This window comes from Nonomuraea sp. NPDC049028 (assembly GCF_043197735.1).
Taxonomy (GTDB): Bacteria; Actinomycetota; Actinomycetes; order Streptosporangiales; family Streptosporangiaceae; genus Nonomuraea.
The window spans coordinates 355,112-369,862 of sequence record NZ_JBICTR010000012.1; the positions used below are offsets into that span (position 1 = coordinate 355,112).

16 protein-coding genes are annotated in these 14,751 nt (G+C 69.3%); 6 read left to right on the forward strand and 10 right to left on the reverse strand.

Going from position 1 to position 14,751, the window contains the following annotated elements:
* Positions 1–9 precede the first annotated feature (9 nt).
* Together ACGFJ2_RS43050 and ACGFJ2_RS43055 are read left to right on the forward strand one after the other, a co-directional pair.
* Positions 10–720 carry a TetR family transcriptional regulator gene (locus ACGFJ2_RS43050; RefSeq protein ID WP_393478356.1) on the forward strand — a complete coding sequence of 237 codons (711 nt, stop codon included), beginning with the start codon at positions 10–12 and terminating at the stop codon, positions 718–720.
* Positions 721–726: 6 nt separating this feature from the next.
* On the forward strand, positions 727–1,557 hold the full coding sequence (locus ACGFJ2_RS43055) for a class I SAM-dependent methyltransferase (RefSeq protein ID WP_393478359.1): 831 nt from the start codon (positions 727–729) through the stop codon (positions 1,555–1,557).
* Between the two features lie 125 nt (positions 1,558–1,682).
* Here ACGFJ2_RS43055 and ACGFJ2_RS43060 read toward each other — a convergent pair whose 3' ends face one another.
* From ACGFJ2_RS43060 to ACGFJ2_RS43070, 3 genes are all read right to left on the reverse strand, one after another.
* Positions 1,683–2,099, reverse strand: a complete 417-nt coding sequence (locus tag ACGFJ2_RS43060; RefSeq protein ID WP_357947195.1) for an acyl-CoA thioesterase — start codon at positions 2,097–2,099, stop codon at positions 1,683–1,685.
* Between the two features lie 43 nt (positions 2,100–2,142).
* Positions 2,143–2,439, reverse strand: coding sequence for a hypothetical protein (locus ACGFJ2_RS43065; protein ID WP_358174308.1), 297 nt, complete (start codon positions 2,437–2,439; stop codon positions 2,143–2,145).
* Positions 2,440–2,949: 510 nt separating this feature from the next.
* On the reverse strand, positions 2,950–3,399 hold the full coding sequence (locus ACGFJ2_RS43070) for a VOC family protein (protein ID WP_393478363.1): 450 nt from the start codon (positions 3,397–3,399) through the stop codon (positions 2,950–2,952).
* A 284-nt stretch (positions 3,400–3,683) separates the two neighbouring features.
* Between ACGFJ2_RS43070 and ACGFJ2_RS43075 the strand changes: the two genes are divergently transcribed.
* Positions 3,684–4,019 (forward strand): hypothetical protein, encoded by a 336-nt coding sequence (locus tag ACGFJ2_RS43075; RefSeq protein WP_357947213.1) that lies wholly within the window; start codon positions 3,684–3,686, stop codon positions 4,017–4,019.
* Here ACGFJ2_RS43075 and ACGFJ2_RS43080 read toward each other — a convergent pair.
* The 4 genes from ACGFJ2_RS43080 to ACGFJ2_RS43095 form a co-directional block, all read right to left on the reverse strand.
* Positions 3,976–4,920, reverse strand: coding sequence for a response regulator (locus ACGFJ2_RS43080; RefSeq protein WP_393478367.1), 945 nt, complete (start codon positions 4,918–4,920; stop codon positions 3,976–3,978). The two genes, ACGFJ2_RS43075 and ACGFJ2_RS43080, sit on opposite strands and share 44 nt — an antisense overlap.
* 294 nt (positions 4,921–5,214) lie before the next feature.
* Positions 5,215–6,162, reverse strand: a complete 948-nt coding sequence (locus tag ACGFJ2_RS43085; protein ID WP_393478370.1) for a sensor histidine kinase — start codon at positions 6,160–6,162, stop codon at positions 5,215–5,217.
* 488 nt (positions 6,163–6,650) lie between these two features.
* Positions 6,651–7,139, reverse strand: a complete 489-nt coding sequence (locus tag ACGFJ2_RS43090; protein ID WP_393478373.1) for a hypothetical protein — start codon at positions 7,137–7,139, stop codon at positions 6,651–6,653.
* 258 nt (positions 7,140–7,397) lie between these two features.
* Positions 7,398–8,645 carry a glycoside hydrolase family 18 protein gene (locus ACGFJ2_RS43095; RefSeq protein WP_393478376.1) on the reverse strand — a complete coding sequence of 416 codons (1,248 nt, stop codon included), beginning with the start codon at positions 8,643–8,645 and terminating at the stop codon, positions 7,398–7,400.
* Between the two features lie 93 nt (positions 8,646–8,738).
* On the opposite strand from ACGFJ2_RS43095, the gene hemW reads away from it, so the two are divergent.
* Positions 8,739–9,959 carry a radical SAM family heme chaperone HemW gene (gene hemW, locus ACGFJ2_RS43100; RefSeq protein ID WP_393478379.1) on the forward strand — a complete coding sequence of 407 codons (1,221 nt, stop codon included), beginning with the start codon at positions 8,739–8,741 and terminating at the stop codon, positions 9,957–9,959.
* A 56-nt stretch (positions 9,960–10,015) separates the two neighbouring features.
* Here hemW and ACGFJ2_RS43105 read toward each other — a convergent pair whose 3' ends face one another.
* Genes ACGFJ2_RS43105 through ACGFJ2_RS43115 form a run of 3 tightly spaced genes read right to left on the reverse strand, consistent with a single transcriptional unit; the run spans position 10,016 to position 12,437 of the window.
* Complete coding sequence (locus tag ACGFJ2_RS43105) at positions 10,016–10,849, reverse strand: DUF4870 domain-containing protein (protein ID WP_393478382.1); 834 nt, start codon at positions 10,847–10,849, stop codon at positions 10,016–10,018.
* Complete coding sequence (locus ACGFJ2_RS43110) at positions 10,846–11,655, reverse strand: DUF3097 domain-containing protein (protein ID WP_357947231.1); 810 nt, start codon at positions 11,653–11,655, stop codon at positions 10,846–10,848. The genes ACGFJ2_RS43105 and ACGFJ2_RS43110 overlap by 4 nt, the downstream gene beginning before the upstream one ends.
* Positions 11,656–11,672: 17 nt before the next feature.
* On the reverse strand, positions 11,673–12,437 hold the full coding sequence (locus ACGFJ2_RS43115; protein ID WP_393478385.1) for a hypothetical protein: 765 nt from the start codon (positions 12,435–12,437) through the stop codon (positions 11,673–11,675).
* 144 nt (positions 12,438–12,581) lie between these two features.
* Here ACGFJ2_RS43115 and hrcA point away from each other — a divergent pair, with 144 nt between their 5' ends.
* Together hrcA and dnaJ are read left to right on the forward strand one after the other, a co-directional pair.
* Positions 12,582–13,595, forward strand: a complete 1,014-nt coding sequence (gene hrcA, locus ACGFJ2_RS43120) for a heat-inducible transcriptional repressor HrcA (RefSeq protein WP_357947237.1) — start codon at positions 12,582–12,584, stop codon at positions 13,593–13,595.
* 11 nt (positions 13,596–13,606) lie between these two features.
* Positions 13,607–14,746 carry a molecular chaperone DnaJ gene (gene dnaJ / locus ACGFJ2_RS43125; RefSeq protein WP_393478389.1) on the forward strand — a complete coding sequence of 380 codons (1,140 nt, stop codon included), beginning with the start codon at positions 13,607–13,609 and terminating at the stop codon, positions 14,744–14,746.
* The last annotated feature ends 5 nt before the right edge of the window (positions 14,747–14,751 follow it).

The following is a 14,751-nucleotide window of genomic DNA, read 5'->3' on the forward strand; positions in this document are numbered from 1 at the left end:
GTACTAAACATGTGTTCAGCCTCTTCGGATCTGACCGCCCAGGCGAAGATCCGCAATGCGGCCATCGCCCACTTCGCCCGCGACGGCTTCCAGAAGACCAACCTGCGGGCCGTCGCCGCCACGGCGGGGGTGAGCGCCGGCCTGGTCATCCACCACTTCGGCAGCAAGGACAAGCTGCGTGCCGTCTGCGACGAGCATGTCCTGCGGACGCTGGCCCGCAAGGGACGCGCCGGCCTGCCGAATCTGGCGAACGAATACCTGGCGGACCCGGCGGAGTACCACCTGTACGTGCAGTACATGGGCCGCGCCGTGGAGGATGACTCGCCCGCGGGCGCCACGTTCGTGACCACGATGGTGGAGGAGACGGAGGCGACTCTGCGGGCCGGGATCGCCGACGGCTCCATGCGCCCATCGTCGGACGTGCGGGCGCTGGCCGTGTTGAGCGTGCTGACCAGCCTCGCCACGCTCACCATGGCGCCGTCGCTGGCGCGCGCCCTCGGCTACGAGGCCTTCGGCCCGGAGGCCCTGCGGCGGCTCGCGCTGCCGACGCTCGAGGTCTACACGCACGGCCTGTACGCCGATGACTCCCTGCTCAAGGCGGCCAGTGACGCACTGACCGACCCCCGCTGGGCAGGCGCACCGAGCGACACCTTGAAAGACCGTCCGGCCGACAACCGATCAGAAGAAGCACCGACCAATACCCGATGGGAAGAGGACTGACGACCCATGCCCCCAGATACCCTTCCGGCTCTCACGCCGCTGCAGGAGACCCTGTGGCTGACGCTGTGCGGCCGGGCCCTCGACAACCGCTTGCTCCGCCCCATCCTCGGTGACGAGATGGCCGACGAGATCGTGCGCGAGGCCGGCTACGACTACAAGAAGTTCGGCCTCATCCCGAGCGCCGCGATCAACATCGCGCACCGGGCCAAGAAGCTGGACGAGGTGGCCCAGCGGTTCTTCGCCCGCCACCCCGACGGGGTCGGCCTCGACCTCGGAGCCGGTCTGGACAGCCGGGTGCTGCGCATCTCCCCACCGCCCACGGCCGACTGGTACGACATCGACTTCCTCGAGGTCATGGCTGCCCGGCGGCAACTGCTGCCCGCCCGCGCCACCCCACATGGCATCGCCGCCGACCTGACCGACCCCGCGTGGCTGGACACCCTGCCCACCGACCGGCCCGCAGTGATCGTCGCCGACGGGCTGATCGCGTTCCTCTCCATGGAGGAGATGATCGCCTTGGTGGACCGCCTCATCGGTCACTTCCCAAGCGGGGAGATAGCCTTCAACGGGTACGGAAGCTTCCACGTCTGGGCCCAGCAGCACCTTCCCATGGCCGCCACCCAAGCCGTCAGGGACATCACCAAGTTCCCCGGCCTCGACGATCCCCGGGACGCCGAACGCTGGCACCCCAAGCTGAAGCTGGTCAGGGAGATCCTGTGCACCCGGGAGCCTGAGGTCGCCCTGTTCCCGCCGGTCCTTCGCTGGTGGACCCGCCTAGGCGCGCTGAGCGCGGCCCTATCCCGCCGGGGCAACGTCGTACTCCACTACCGTTTTTAGCGAACTCGAACGTCAACAGCCCCGAGCACGTCCTCGACCCGCGCCTTCTGCGGCCCGAGCACGTCCTCTGCGACCTGTGCGCGTCCTCTACAGCGAGCGTGTCCTACTCGCGCCGAGCACATCCTCTACAGTCCGAGCAGATCCGGGGAGTCGGCCAGGACGCGCCAGCGGGCCGCCGGGTCGTCCACCAGGCGGCGGGCCGCCAGATCGAGCAGCCCGCCCACGCTGGTCATCTCAGCAGCCAGCCGCCCGTCAGCGTGCCTGAATTCCTGCGCGATCCTGAACGTCTTCCCCTCGCCCCACAGGAACGCGCACGTCACCTCCACCTCGTCGCCGCCGCGCAGCTCGCCGAGGTAGCGGATGGTGTTCTCCAGGGTCACGGGGCCGATGCCCGAGCCCAGCATGTCGTCGACCGAGATGCCCGCCGCACGCAGGCACTCCCAGCGAGCGTGGTCGCCGTACTGGTGATAGACGGCGCTGTTGACATGCCCTTGCGAGTCAAGCTCATAGCCGCGTACGGCGATGCGCACGGAAAAGGTCACCTGGACACCATCCTTCTGGTGGGCATCGTTACGGTGCCCGCTGTCATGCCCGACCTTCCAGCCAGGTGTGCGACTTCGCGGTGAGGTAACGCAGGCCGTCGTCGCGGATCTCGACCCAGTCGCCCCGAGCCCACCCGCCGGTCGTCTGCGGGGCGAACCCATGCCGCTGAAACAGCACCGACGCCTCCTTCTGCGTCAGCCCCCGCCGCCCCCACTCCTCGATGACCCGAGCCGTCCGCTCGTCCTCCCCTGCCTCCTCCGCCTCACCGAGGGCGGCGGCGAGCTCCTCGAACCCGCGAGCGATCAGCCGGAGCGCGGCCTGCGTACGTGCGAGATCCATCTCACATCGCCTACCAATCGATTGCGATTGCTAACCGATCCTACCCATGCCGAGCGCCCCTCGCCAAAGGGCCTTCGCTTCGCTCCGGGTGTTCTTTCTTCCCGCCCGTCACCCAATTCGGTGGTTGGCCGTTTGATCCCCGCCCGCCTACAACGGGCCTCCGCTTCGCTCCGGGCGTCCTCCCAGGCGGGCTGACGCCCGCCCCCTGAAGGACCTCGCTGCGCGAGGACCGCCTTCCCAAGAACGCTTCGCCTGGTCGGCTGATTAAACTGACCTAGGCGGCAACATCATCGAGAGACCTTCAACGGTAAGCGCGTGGCTGTGCGAGACAGCAAGGACCCTATTGGGGCGGTATTGATCTTCACGCAGTGGTTGGCTGGGGTGGGCCTGATCATTTCGTCTGCCTCGCTCCGCGTGAGGCGAGTAAGCCGCGCCCAGCCTGCGGTTCAGAGCAGGTCCCCGATGCGGCTGCCCGGATGCTGCTTGGGTGCACGGTCCTTTCGGCAGTCTTCAGCCGATCTGCTCCGCCAGTCCGACGATGATGCCCTCGGGGCCGCGGACGTAACAGAGCTGATAGGTGTCCTCGTACTGCTCCAGCGTGCCGACGAGTTCGGCGCCGTGGGTGCGCAGGCGGGCAATGACGTCGTTGATGTCGTCGACGGCGAACATGATGCGGCGAATGCCCAGCGTGTTCGCCGGCGCGTCTTTCGGCTCGGGGGTGATGGCCTTCGGCCGGTGGAACTTCGCCAGCTCTACTCGGCCATGGCCGTCCGGAACCCGCAACATGGCGATGTCCTGCCGGACGTCGTCGAGCCCGATGACGCGCTCCGCCTGCTCCGCCCAACGTCCCTCAAGGGGCCCCTTGCCCTCCAGTTCCATGCCAAGTTCGACGAAGAACGCAATAACGGCGTCCAGGTCGTCGACAACGATGAGGACATTGTCCATCCGCTGAATCGCCATGTTGGGTCTCCCTTGGTGTGCTGTGGCCACGGTGGCCGCATGTGCCCCTGAGACGGAGCCGAGAAGCCATTATCGACATCCTTTGCTCCATCCCCTTCGAGGGCTGCGGGGTCTGTCAGGACCATGGACTCTCAGCGAGGGGCCTGCACCACTCGAAATTCGATGGCCGCACTCAAGGTTCGGCGGCGCAGGACGCGCAGCCCTGGATCCCCGTGCATGCCGAGGTTTCTGTCGGTGACGACCGCTACCTTCTTGTCCGAACACCTGTGCGATAGGAGGGTGACATGATTGCCGCTGAGCAATTCGAGCGTGCTGCTGTGCTGGGGGTCGCCGTGGCGGAAGAAATGCGGCGGTTGCTGAGACTTCACGCGGTCCCGGCCGAGGGAGCGGGTGACGGCACCGTCCTGGTCGACGTGCCCTACCCTGACGCGGCCGTGGTGGTGGCCGTGCTCGACGTGGCCGCCGACTGTTTCGGCGAACGTGGCGATTCGGTCGAGGAAACCCGCCAGGCCGCCCTGGAGACGGTCTTACAGCTGGCGGGCTTCGATGATGATTCCCAGCTCAACCACGTGGAGGTCACGGGTTCGGGCGGACGAGACCGTGGCGGTACGCGTATGTGACGGCTTGCGCGCGGTCTCTCAGGCGGGCCTTGGCGAAGAGGTTGTTGATGTGGGTCTTGACGGTGGCCTCACTGATGAAGAGCCGGGCGGCGATCTCGGTGTTCGACAGGCCGTCGGCGATGAGCCGCAGCACCTCGACCTCGCGCCGCGTCAGGCCGTCACGCGCGCCGGCGAGCGCTTCGTCGTCGGTGCTTGTCGCGGCGTCTCCGCTGCCGGGAGTGCGCCGTTCGATTGTCGCATCCGGCCTGCCAAGGACCGGCTCCGGCTGCTGCCGGGGAGCGGTCTGGCCGACGGAGAGATCGTCGCCGAACACGCTCCGGCCGGTGGAGGCGGCACCCTCGTCGAGAGTCGTCGGACCGGTTTGGTCAGGTTGTGTGCGCGTGTCGCGGTCGGGCTGCTCGGGTGGGTTGCGGTCATGCTGCTCGCGCGGATCGCGCGGATCGCGGTCAGGTCGCGCGCCCTGGGGCCGACCGCCGTCGGGAGCCGTCATGGTGTCGAGGAGACGGCGCTGGACGGAGGGATCGAGCTGGGCGTTACCGCTGACGACGACGGCGATGGCCTTGGCGATCTCGTCCGAGTCCGCGCTCTTGGTCAGGAAGCCTCGCGCTCCCGCCCTGAGCGCGGCGAACACCGATTCGTCGTCCGAATACGTGGTGAGCACCACGACCTGGGTGTCCGGGTGCTCGGCGCGGATGCGGCGGGTCGCCTCGACGCCGTCCATGCGCGGCATCCGGAGGTCCATCAGTGCCACGTCTGGCCGCCGCTCCGCGACCAGGCGGAGCGCCGCCTCACCGTCCCCTGCCGAGCCGACCACCTCGATCCCCGGCAGGAGTCCGAGCAGCAGGACCAGCCCTTCCCGAACGACCGCCTGGTCATCGACGACCACGACCGTGACGCTCATGATCCGGCCACCGTGACCCACCGGGCGAGAGTGGCGGGGCCGCCGGACGTGAGGGGGAGTAAACGGGAATCTCGCGACTCCGTGCTGGAGGCGGCCGGCTGGGTCTCGGTGGGGCCGGCGGAGATGGGGGAGGTAATGCGGGGACTCCTCGACTCCATGCTGGAACCGGCCGCCCGGATCCCGGCGGGGCTGCCGGACGTGAGGGAGGTCATGCGGGACTCCCCAGGTGGACGCGGAAGCCCAGGAGACTGGCGGATTGGCGGAAGCCGCCGTTCGTCTCACCCGTGCACTGGTTCACGCCGGGACCCGCAAATGGACGCGGAAACCGTCCGTCGTCTCGCCCGCTGACAGGGTGCCGCCGAGAAGTTCGGCTCGTTCGCGCATACCCATGAGGCCATATCCTCCCCCAGGTGTGCCTCGCTCGGCTCCGGCGGGGTTGGTGATGTGGAGGTCGCATGAGCCGGGCTCGTACACCAGTCTGATCGTGGCCGGAGAGCCGGGAGCGTGCCGCCGTACGTTCGTCAGCGCCTCCTGGGCGGTACGCAGCAGGGCGAGCTCCGTCTCCGGGGGCAGGCGGTGCTCCGTGCCCGAGACGTGCAGCGTGCACGCCCGGTCGGTGGCCGCCTGAAAATCCTCCGCCAGCGTCCGAAGTGCCTGCGGAAGGGCGGGCGTGTTCTCGCGCAGGGCCGACACCGCGCGCCGGGCTTCCTCGAGCCCGGATTTGGCCAGGTCGCGCGCGCGGACGACGCGGTCGAGCGCTTCCTCGGTCTTGTCCGCGCGGAGCAGGAGCTTGGCGCCCTCCAGATGCACGAGCTGCGCCGACAGCGAGTGGGCGAGGATGTCGTGGATCTCTCTGGCGATCCGTGCCCTCTCGGCGAGTACGGCCTCGCGGGCCTCGGCGGCTCTGGCCGCCCGGCGTTCCTTGACCGAGTAGGCCACCAGGAACACCAGGCAGAGGCTGAGGATGAGGCTGAGATCGCGACTCAGCCGACCGGCGATGGCCCCCTCCACGAGCAGCGCGCAAATCGCCAGCGCCCCGATCGGCACCGACTGGCGCAACGGCAGCCGGATGGCCGCCATGCCGAGGCTGTAGAACAGCACGGCGAACGCGGGGCCGCCGTCGGCCACCGCGTCGAGAGCGATCGCGAAGGCGGTCGATGCGCCGAGCGCGATCGCCAGGAGAGGCACCCGGGATGTGATCGCCAGCGCGGACAGCCGGGAGGTGGCCGCTGTGGCAGACACTTGGGAGGTGCTCGCTGTGGCAGGCGCTTGGGACTTGGTCGCTCTGGTGGATCGGCGGAACACGGTCGTCACGCGGGATGTGTGGGACATGATCGTCCTGGCCAGTGCGCTGATTGTGACCCCCTTGCGCGCCACACTGACGGGCTCGGACAGGCGCGACGTCATTTGATCTGGCCGGGGCAGCGGGGACCGGGAGGGCGCGCGATCTGGCAGTGCCGGGGACGCCGCTCGGGCCAGCCGGGGCGAGGTCGGTGGCTGGTCCGGCTGGGGTTCGGGTGTCCTGCTGGGCTGGGGGAGTCCTGACGTCCTTCGAGTGAAGGGGAGTTGGGCGACGACCAGCAGGAGCACTATGGCTGTGGTCAATCCGGTGATCGCCAGGCCGGAGCCGGTCAGACCGAGTGCCGGCTTGGACCGTACCTGCGCCCATACGAACACGACGATCACCCCCAGTCGCAGGACGAAGGGGGCGATCTTTGACGGGTCCGGCGTCACTCCACGAAGTTATCCGCCCGCACGGTCGTATCGGAAAGGGCGCGGCCGCGACGGGCGACGAGCAGGGCCTGGGTGCCGATGGTCAGGCCGACGAAGAACAGGACGCCGGAGGTTGAGAGGGTCAGGCCCAGGGCTGTGCCGGCGAAGTACAGGCCCACGCGGCTCGCGATCGAGGCCAGCCAGGCCAGAAGGGTTAAGGGGGTGGCTTTCGACCAGGTCACCCCGGCCTCGTCCATCCAGACGCGTACGGTCGCGGCGCGGACGGCGCCGAAGACCACGGCGGCGATGGCCTCCACGATCCCCAGGGCCAGGCTGAGGGCCAGATGGCCACTGTCGATGAGGCCACCGGTGAACAGGCCCAGGGCGACCAGAGCGGCCGAGACATAGACGATGCCGTTTCTTGCCGTGGGGCGGGTCATCATCTGCCGGTAGACGACGAAGATGACGACGGCGGGGATGAGCAGTGCGCTCAGCAGGGGATCCATGGGTCTGACGGTAAGGAAGAGCGGGGTTGTCGCGGATCGGACTGGGGGTTGAGTCCTGGATCTCCACCCTGGGGTGGAGAGCTCGGCAGTGGTTCAGTCCCGGGGCTTCGTTCACCGTCAGAGGTGAAGGCGGTGTGCGGGCGCGGCAGGAAGCACGCCCGCACACCACGATTGTCCGCACCTCACGAGTGGCGCCGCGATCGTCCGCTTCTCATGAGTGGCGCCACGATCGTCCGCACGTCACGAGCAGCGTCGTGATCACCGCAGCACCGAGTACAGCGCCGAAGTCAGCGAGGCGCGCGAGTCGTCCTGGTCGATTGACCACATCATCGACCCGCCCAGCCCCTTGAGCCGGATGTACGCCGCCTTCTGCAGCATGACCGCCGGATCGTCGTACGACCAGAACTCGTTCCCGTCATACAGCCACAACGTCCCCGTCCGCACGTCCCGGTACCGCTTGCCGGGCTTGGTCGCCAGGTCCTTGTAGTCCTCCGTCCCCGGCCCCCACTTGCCGGGCGCCGGGCCGGTGGCGGGCTTGTACAGGCCGTCGCCGCTGGCGGTCACCCCGGTCCAGCCCTGGCCGTACGCGGGGACGCCGACCACGATCTTGCTCGCAGGAGCGCCGCGTGACAGGTAGTCGCGTACGGTCTGGTCGACGCTGTACCGGATCGGGTTCGGGTCGCGGCGGTCCGTCAGCAGGTTGCCGTTGTGGCCTGTCTGAGGCTCCCAGTTGCCCCGCAGGTCGTACCCCTGGACGGTGGCGAAGTCGAGCTGCCTGAACACCTGCCGCACCTCGTACCCGGCGTCGATCTTGGCCGTCGCGGCCGGCAGGAAGGCCGTCAGCTGCGACGACGCGGAGAACGCCCGCAGCCGCGACCGTAGTTCCGCCGCGAAGAGGGTGAAGTTGCGCTTGTCCTCGGGCCTGATGACGTTGCCGTCGGCGCCGGACGAACCCGGCCACTCCCAGTCGAGGTCGATGCCGTCGAACACCCCGGCTCCCGCGCCCGCCGCCAGTCCCGGCAGATCGCCGCGCAGCCACAGGTCGACGCACGACTGTGCCAGCTTCGCCCGGGACTCGGGGGTGAGGACGGCGTCGGAGAAGTAGCGGGACCCGGTCCAGCCGCCGAGCGAGATCAACACCTTCAGTCCCGGGTGCTTGGCTTTGAGCTTGCGCAGCTGGTTGAGGTTGCCGTTCAGGGCCTGTCCGGGCGCGTCGGCCACGCCGTCCACGCTCTGCTCGGCGGGTACGGGGCGCTGCCAGTCCGCCCAGGGATCGGCCGAGTAGCAGGTCCCCTCCGCGTTGACGAAGCCGAAGGCGTAGTTGAGGTGGGTCAGCTTGGCGGCGGCGCCGCTGGCCTCGACGTCCTTGACGTGGTAGTTGCGGCCGTAGACGCCCCACTGGATGAAGTAGGCGACGCGTTTGAAGCCGGTATGGGCCTCGGCGGGCACCGCGACCGCTGAGAGACCGAGGAGGAGCGAGAGCGCGATCAGGATCTTCGTCTTCACCAGGCGATCCCCAATTAGGAAACTTTCCTATAAGTTTCACGGATCGTAGAGCCGCTGGATCAGGCAGTCAATGGCAACGGGCACACTGGAGTCGTGCCATCCACCTTGCCTGACGGCGACCCTGCGCCCCCGTCCGGCGACCTGCCCGAGAGCGCGCTGCGCGGCCTCGGCGAGCGTCCGTTCGGCTTCTACGTGCACGTCCCGTTCTGCGTGACGCGCTGCGGCTACTGCGACTTCAACACCTACACCGCCGCCGAGCTGGGCCCCGGTGCCTCGCACCGCGACTACGCCGACACGGCCATCGAGGAGGTACGGCTGGCCCGACGCGTCCTCGGTGACGTGGAGCTCCCGGTCGAGACCGTGTTCTTCGGCGGCGGCACGCCCACCCTGCTGCCCGCCGAAGACCTGGGCCGGATCCTCGGCGCGATCGACGCGGAGTTCGGGCTCAAGGCGGGCGCCGAGGTGACCACGGAGGCCAACCCCGAGTCGGTCGACCCGGCCTACCTCGGCCGCCTGCTGGACGGCGGCTTCAACCGGGTCAGCTTCGGCATGCAGAGCGCCAGGGAGCACGTGCTCAAGGTGCTCGACCGGCAGCACACGCCCGGCCGGGCGGCGCAGGCCGTACACGAAGCCAAGAAGGCCGGGTTCGAGCACGTCAACCTGGACCTGATCTACAGCACGCCCGGCGAGTCCGACGACGACTGGCGGGCGTCGCTGGAGGCGGCGATCGCCGCCGAGCCCGACCACGTCTCCGCCTACTCGCTGATCGTGGAGGAGGGCACGCGGCTGGCCGCCAGGATCAGGCGCGGCGAGCTGCCGATGCCCGACGACGACGTGGCCGCCGACCGCTACCAGATCGCCGACACGCTGCTGGCGGAGGCGGGCTTGCGCTGGTACGAGGTGTCCAACTGGGCCACGGACGACGACGCGCGGTGCCGGCACAACCTGCTCTACTGGACCGGTGGCGACTGGTGGGCCGTCGGCCCCGGCGCGCACAGCCACGTGGGCGGCACCCGCTGGTGGAACGTCAAGCATCCGGCCGCCTACGCGCAGCGCCTGGCCGCGGGCACTTCGCCCGCGCACGCGCGCGAAGTGCTCGCCGACGACGACCGCGAGGCCGAGCGCCTGATGCTGGAGCTCCGGCTGGCCTCCGGCTACCCGGTCGCCGACGTGGCTCCGGGCGCGCGTACGGCCGTCGCGGTGGCGCTGGGCGACGGTCTGCTGGAGCCGGAGCCGTTCAAGGCGGGGCTGCTGGTCCTCACCCTGCGCGGCCGGCTCCTGGCCGATGCCCTGGTGCGGGATCTGCTCGGCTGAGCATTGCCCTGGTACGGGCTCAGCTCAGCCGACTATTGGCCTGGTATGCGGTCTGCTCAGCTGACCATGCGGATGGCGATCGGGTAGCGGTAGTTCTCGCCCTTGTTGGCGGCGATGGCGGCCTGGATGTGGAAGATCAGCGACACGATCCAGATGATGGGGAACAGGATGATCCCGATCAGGACGACCGTCAGCAGGCCCGCGACGACGTAGCCGATGAACATCGTGATCTGGAAGTTCAGCGCCTCGGCCGACTGGTCGCGGACATAGGGTGACTCGTCCCGCTTCATCAGGTAGATGATCAGCGGGCCGATCCAGGAGACGAGCAGGCCGAGCAGGTGGGCCAGCATGGCCATCGTGGTGTCGTCGCTGCCCGGCCGCGGACCGTAGACGCCGGGGACGTGCGGCGGACGCTGCTGCGGGGCCGCGTAGCCGTAGCCGGGCTGCTCGTAGCCGGGCGGCGGCGTGGGCGGCTGCCCGTAACCGTAACCGGGCGACTGCCCGTAGCCGCCAGAACCAGGCTGCCCGTAGCCGCCGGAACCAGGCTGCCCGTAGCCGCCGGAACCAGGCTGCCCGTAACCGTAACCAGGCTGTGGCCCCGACCCAGGACCGCTCTGAGGCCCGGAACCGTAAGCGGGCTGGCCACCATACCCAGGCGCGGGCCCCGAGCCGGGCTGACCGCCATACTCGGGCGCGGGACCGGACCCTGGCTGGGCGCCGTATCCGGGCGCGGGACCCGACCCAGGCTGGGCTCCGTATCCGGGCGTCGGTCCGGAGCCAGGCTGGGCGCCGTACTCCGGTTGCCGAGGGGTTTCGGGGTTGATGTCCGACTGCGAGATGCGTCGCGTCGCATCATCGTCCGGCGGCGGCTGCGGGGGATCCTGGCTCATGGTGCCTCCGTAACGAAGTCGATCAGTTCCTCGACCCGGCCGAGCAGCTCGGGCTCCAGGTCCGTGAATGCCGAGACGGCGCCGAGGATCCGCCGCCACGCGTCGGCCGGTTCCATCCGCCAGCCCAGGGCGGCGATCACGCCCTCCTTCCACGGCACCCCGCGCGGCACGTCCGGCCAGGCCGGGATCCGCAGCACGGAGGGCTTGACCGCCTGCCAGATGTCCACGTAGGGATGGCCCACGACGAGCACGTGGGGTGAGGTCACCTGAGCGGCGATCCGGCTCTCCTTGGAGCCCGGCACGAGATGGTCGACCAGCACGCCCAGCCTACGCTCCGGCGACGGGCCGAACTCGGCGACGATCGCGGGCAGGTCGTCCACGCCCTCCAGGTACTCGACCACGACGCCCTCCACCCGGAGGTCGTGGCCCCAGATCTTCTCCACGAGGGCGGCGTCGTGCACGCCTTCCACGTAGATGCGGCTCTCCTTTGCCACCCTGGCCCGCAGGCCCTCGACGGCTATCGAGCCGGACGCGCTCCGCCTGGGGCTCGACACCCCCGGTGCGGCCGGCCGTACGAGCGTCACGACCTTGCCGTCCAGCAGGAACGCGGCGGGCGCGAACGGGAACAGGCGGCGCTTGCCGAAGCGGTCCTCCAGCGTGACGGCCTCCTTGTCGCAGGCCACCACGGCGCCGCAGAAGCCGCTCTCGGCGTCCTCCACGACCAGATCGAGTTCGGCGGGCACCTGGGGGATCTTGCCCTTGCCCGGCCGCCGCCAATTTCCCGCTAGAACATCGCCGTCGTACACACGGGGACCGTAGCAAATCACCCGCCCGCCGCAAGGCGCTTGCGATGAGAGCTGCGCCGGGTTACCACCATGATCGTCGTGATGACGGCGGCCAGCACGCCCAGACCCGGGATCACCAGCAGCGCCGCCACACCGCCCACCAGCCCGCCCGCGGCGGCGGCGAAGTCGCGGCCGACGCCGAAGCGCACGTTGGTCGGCTCCTGGGTCGTGCAGGTGAACTGGTAGTCGCCCTTGGCAGGCGCGTTGACCACGAGGATGAGCTGCCACTGCGTGCCGTTGACGGTGACCCGCTCGGTGCCGGACGTCTTGGCGAGCCTGGCCTGGCCGGGACCGCCGTCGATCCGGCACATGTAATGGACCTGGCTCTCACTGGCGAGGTACACCACCGGCTTCTCCGCCGGGTCCAGCGGCACGGTGACGCTCTGGCCCGCCGTGAACGTCTTGGCCGGGGCCACCGCGCCCACCGTGTTCAGGATGCCGCTCACGAACACTCCCACCCCGACCAGCCCGGCGAGCAGCGCCAGGCCCCAGGCGACCGCGATCCACCGCAACCGCGGTCTGATCAACTTCGGGTCAACCTGAGGGCCGAACCGCTGCGGCGTGCCGTAAGGTCCGGGCTGGTACGGCTGCTGCTGCCCGTAGGGGCCGGGCTGGTAGTGCTGCTGGCCGTATTGCGGCGGACCATATTGGGGCGGCGGCGGGCCGTACTGGGGAGGTTGCCCCTGGTACGGACCCTGTCCCGGCGGTGGACCGTAGGAGGGGGGCTGGGAGTCGTCGGTCATATCGGCCAGTGTGCGCCCTATTGGCGGCCACTCGCTAGCTCCGGTGTTATCGCACCTTGTGGGCGGGAGCCGTACACTTGGCACTCGGGAACACAGAGTGCTAGACCTGTCGTTTCCTGAAAGGCAGAGGTAGGAGGTGAGCGCGTGCTCGACGATCGGAAGCTGGCGGTGCTCCGCGCCATTGTCGAAGACTACGTGTCCACCAATGAGCCGGTGGGCTCCAGGGCGCTCGCCGAACGCCACAACCTGAAGGTCTCCCCAGCGACGGTCAGGAACGACATGGCCGCCCTGGAGGAGGAGGGCTACATCACCCAGCCGCACACCAGCGCGGGCCGCGTGCCGACGGACAAGGGCTATCGCCTGTTCGTCGACCGGCTCTCGCAGGTCAAGCCGCTCTCCGGGGCGGAGCGCCGGGCGATCGAGACGTTCCTCGCCGGCGCGGTCGACCTCGACGACGTGGTCACCCGCACGGTGCGGCTGCTCGCGCAGCTCACCCGGCAGGTCGCGGTCGTGCAATACCCGACGCTGACCCGCTCGACGGTCAGGCACGTCGAGCTCGTGCCCCTGCACGACCGGCGGATCATGCTCGTGCTGATCACCAACACGGGCCGCGTCGAGCAGCGGGTGGTCGAGCTGCCCGAAGTGGTGGAGGACACCCGCATCGCGCACCTGCGCGCGGTGCTCAACGCCTCCCTCGACGGCTGCGGCCTGCTCAACGTCCCCGATCAGGTCGCCGACCTGCCGGAGCGGCTGCCCGTCGAAGACCGTCCCGTGGTGGCCACTATCCTGTCGGTGCTCCTCGAGACGCTGGTCGAGCGCCATGATGAGAAGATCGTGTTCGCCGGTGCGGCCAACCTCGCCGGGGCCGACTTCTCGACCGGGCTGCGCGATGTGCTCGAAGCACTGGAGGAGCAGGTCGTGCTCATGCGGCTGCTCGGCGAGACTTCCACAGACACCCCGTCCACGCTCACCGTGCGCATCGGCTCGGAGAACCCGTTCCTCCGTGGCACGTCGATCGTCGCAACCGGGTACGGTTCTGGCGACAACGAACTGGCCCGGCTAGGCGTGCTAGGCCCCACGAGGATGGACTATCCCGTGACGATGGGCGCCGTGCGCGCGGTGGCACGCTACGTCAGCCAAATCCTGGCTGCATCATAAGAGGTCGATAAGTGGCAAACAGCGACTACTACGCCACCCTCGGGGTGCGCCGTGACGCCAGTCAGGAAGAGATCAAGAAGGCCTACCGCAGGCTTGCCCGCGAACTCCATCCCGACGTCAATCCGGACCCCGCGACCCAGGAGCGGTTCAAGGAGATCACGCAGGCCTACGAGGTGCTGTCCGACGCCAACAAGCGTCAGATGTACGACCTGGGCGGCGACCCCTTCGGCGGCGCCGGCGCGGGCCAGGGAGCGGCCGGCTTCGGCGCGGGCTTCCCGTTCAGCGACATCATGGACGCCTTCTTCGGCACGGCCGGGGGCGCGCGCGGGCCCCGTTCGCGGGCCAGGAGAGGTCGCAACGCGACCATCCGCGTCGAGCTCGACCTGCGCGAGACCGCCTTCGGCACCACCCGCGAGCTGGTCGTCGACACGGCCGTGCTCTGTGAGATCTGCCAGGGCGCGGGCGCCGCGTCCGGCACCCACCCCGACACCTGTGACATGTGCAACGGGCGCGGCGAGATCTCCCAGGTCACCCGGTCGTTCCTGGGCCAGGTCATGACCTCCAGGCCGTGCCCCCAGTGCGGCGGCTTCGGGACGATCATCCGCCACCCGTGCCAGGAGTGCTCGGGTGACGGCCGCGTGCGCACCCGCCGTACGATCAAGGTCCGTATCCCCGCGGGCGTCGAGGACGGCACGCACATCCAGCTCGCCGGCGAGGGCGAGGTCGGCCCCGGCGGCGGCCCGCCCGGAGACCTCTTCCTGGAGATCGTCGAGCGCCCGCACGAGATCTTCGAGCGGCGCGGCGACGACCTGCACTGCACGGTCCAGATCCCGATGACGGCCGCCGCGCTCGGCACCAACCTCGCCGTGGAGACGCTCGACGGCTCCGAGGAGGTCGACGTGCGGCCGGGCACGCAGTCGGGCCAGGTCATCACGATGTACGGCAGGGGCGTGCAGCGGCTCAACGAGACGGGCCGCGGCGACCTGCTCATCCACGTCAACGTGGAGACCCCGCTGCGCCTCGACCCGGCGCAGGAGGAGCTGCTGCGCGAGCTGGCCAAGCAGCGTGGCGAGGAGCGGCCGCCCGGGAAGTTCGCCCCCGGGCAGCAGGGGTTCTTCTCGCGGCTGCGGGACGCGTTCAACGGCCGCTGAACAGG

Excerpts from the sequence above, each read along its gene's own strand:
- ACGFJ2_RS43050 (WP_393478356.1), top strand. The coding sequence starts at position 10 with ATGTGTTCAGCCTCTTCGGATCTGACCGCCCAGGCGAAGATCCGCAAT.
- ACGFJ2_RS43055 (WP_393478359.1), top strand. The coding sequence starts at position 727 with ATGCCCCCAGATACCCTTCCGGCTCTCACGCCGCTGCAGGAGACCCTG.
- ACGFJ2_RS43065 (WP_358174308.1), bottom strand. The coding sequence starts at position 2,439 with ATGGATCTCGCACGTACGCAGGCCGCGCTCCGGCTGATCGCTCGCGGG.
- ACGFJ2_RS43070 (WP_393478363.1), bottom strand. The coding sequence starts at position 3,399 with ATGGCGATTCAGCGGATGGACAATGTCCTCATCGTTGTCGACGACCTG.
- ACGFJ2_RS43075 (WP_357947213.1), top strand. The coding sequence starts at position 3,684 with ATGATTGCCGCTGAGCAATTCGAGCGTGCTGCTGTGCTGGGGGTCGCC.
- ACGFJ2_RS43080 (WP_393478367.1), bottom strand. The coding sequence starts at position 4,920 with ATGAGCGTCACGGTCGTGGTCGTCGATGACCAGGCGGTCGTTCGGGAA.
- ACGFJ2_RS43090 (WP_393478373.1), bottom strand. The coding sequence starts at position 7,139 with ATGGATCCCCTGCTGAGCGCACTGCTCATCCCCGCCGTCGTCATCTTC.
- ACGFJ2_RS43105 (WP_393478382.1), bottom strand. The coding sequence starts at position 10,849 with ATGAGCCAGGATCCCCCGCAGCCGCCGCCGGACGATGATGCGACGCGA.
- ACGFJ2_RS43115 (WP_393478385.1), bottom strand. The coding sequence starts at position 12,437 with ATGACCGACGACTCCCAGCCCCCCTCCTACGGTCCACCGCCGGGACAG.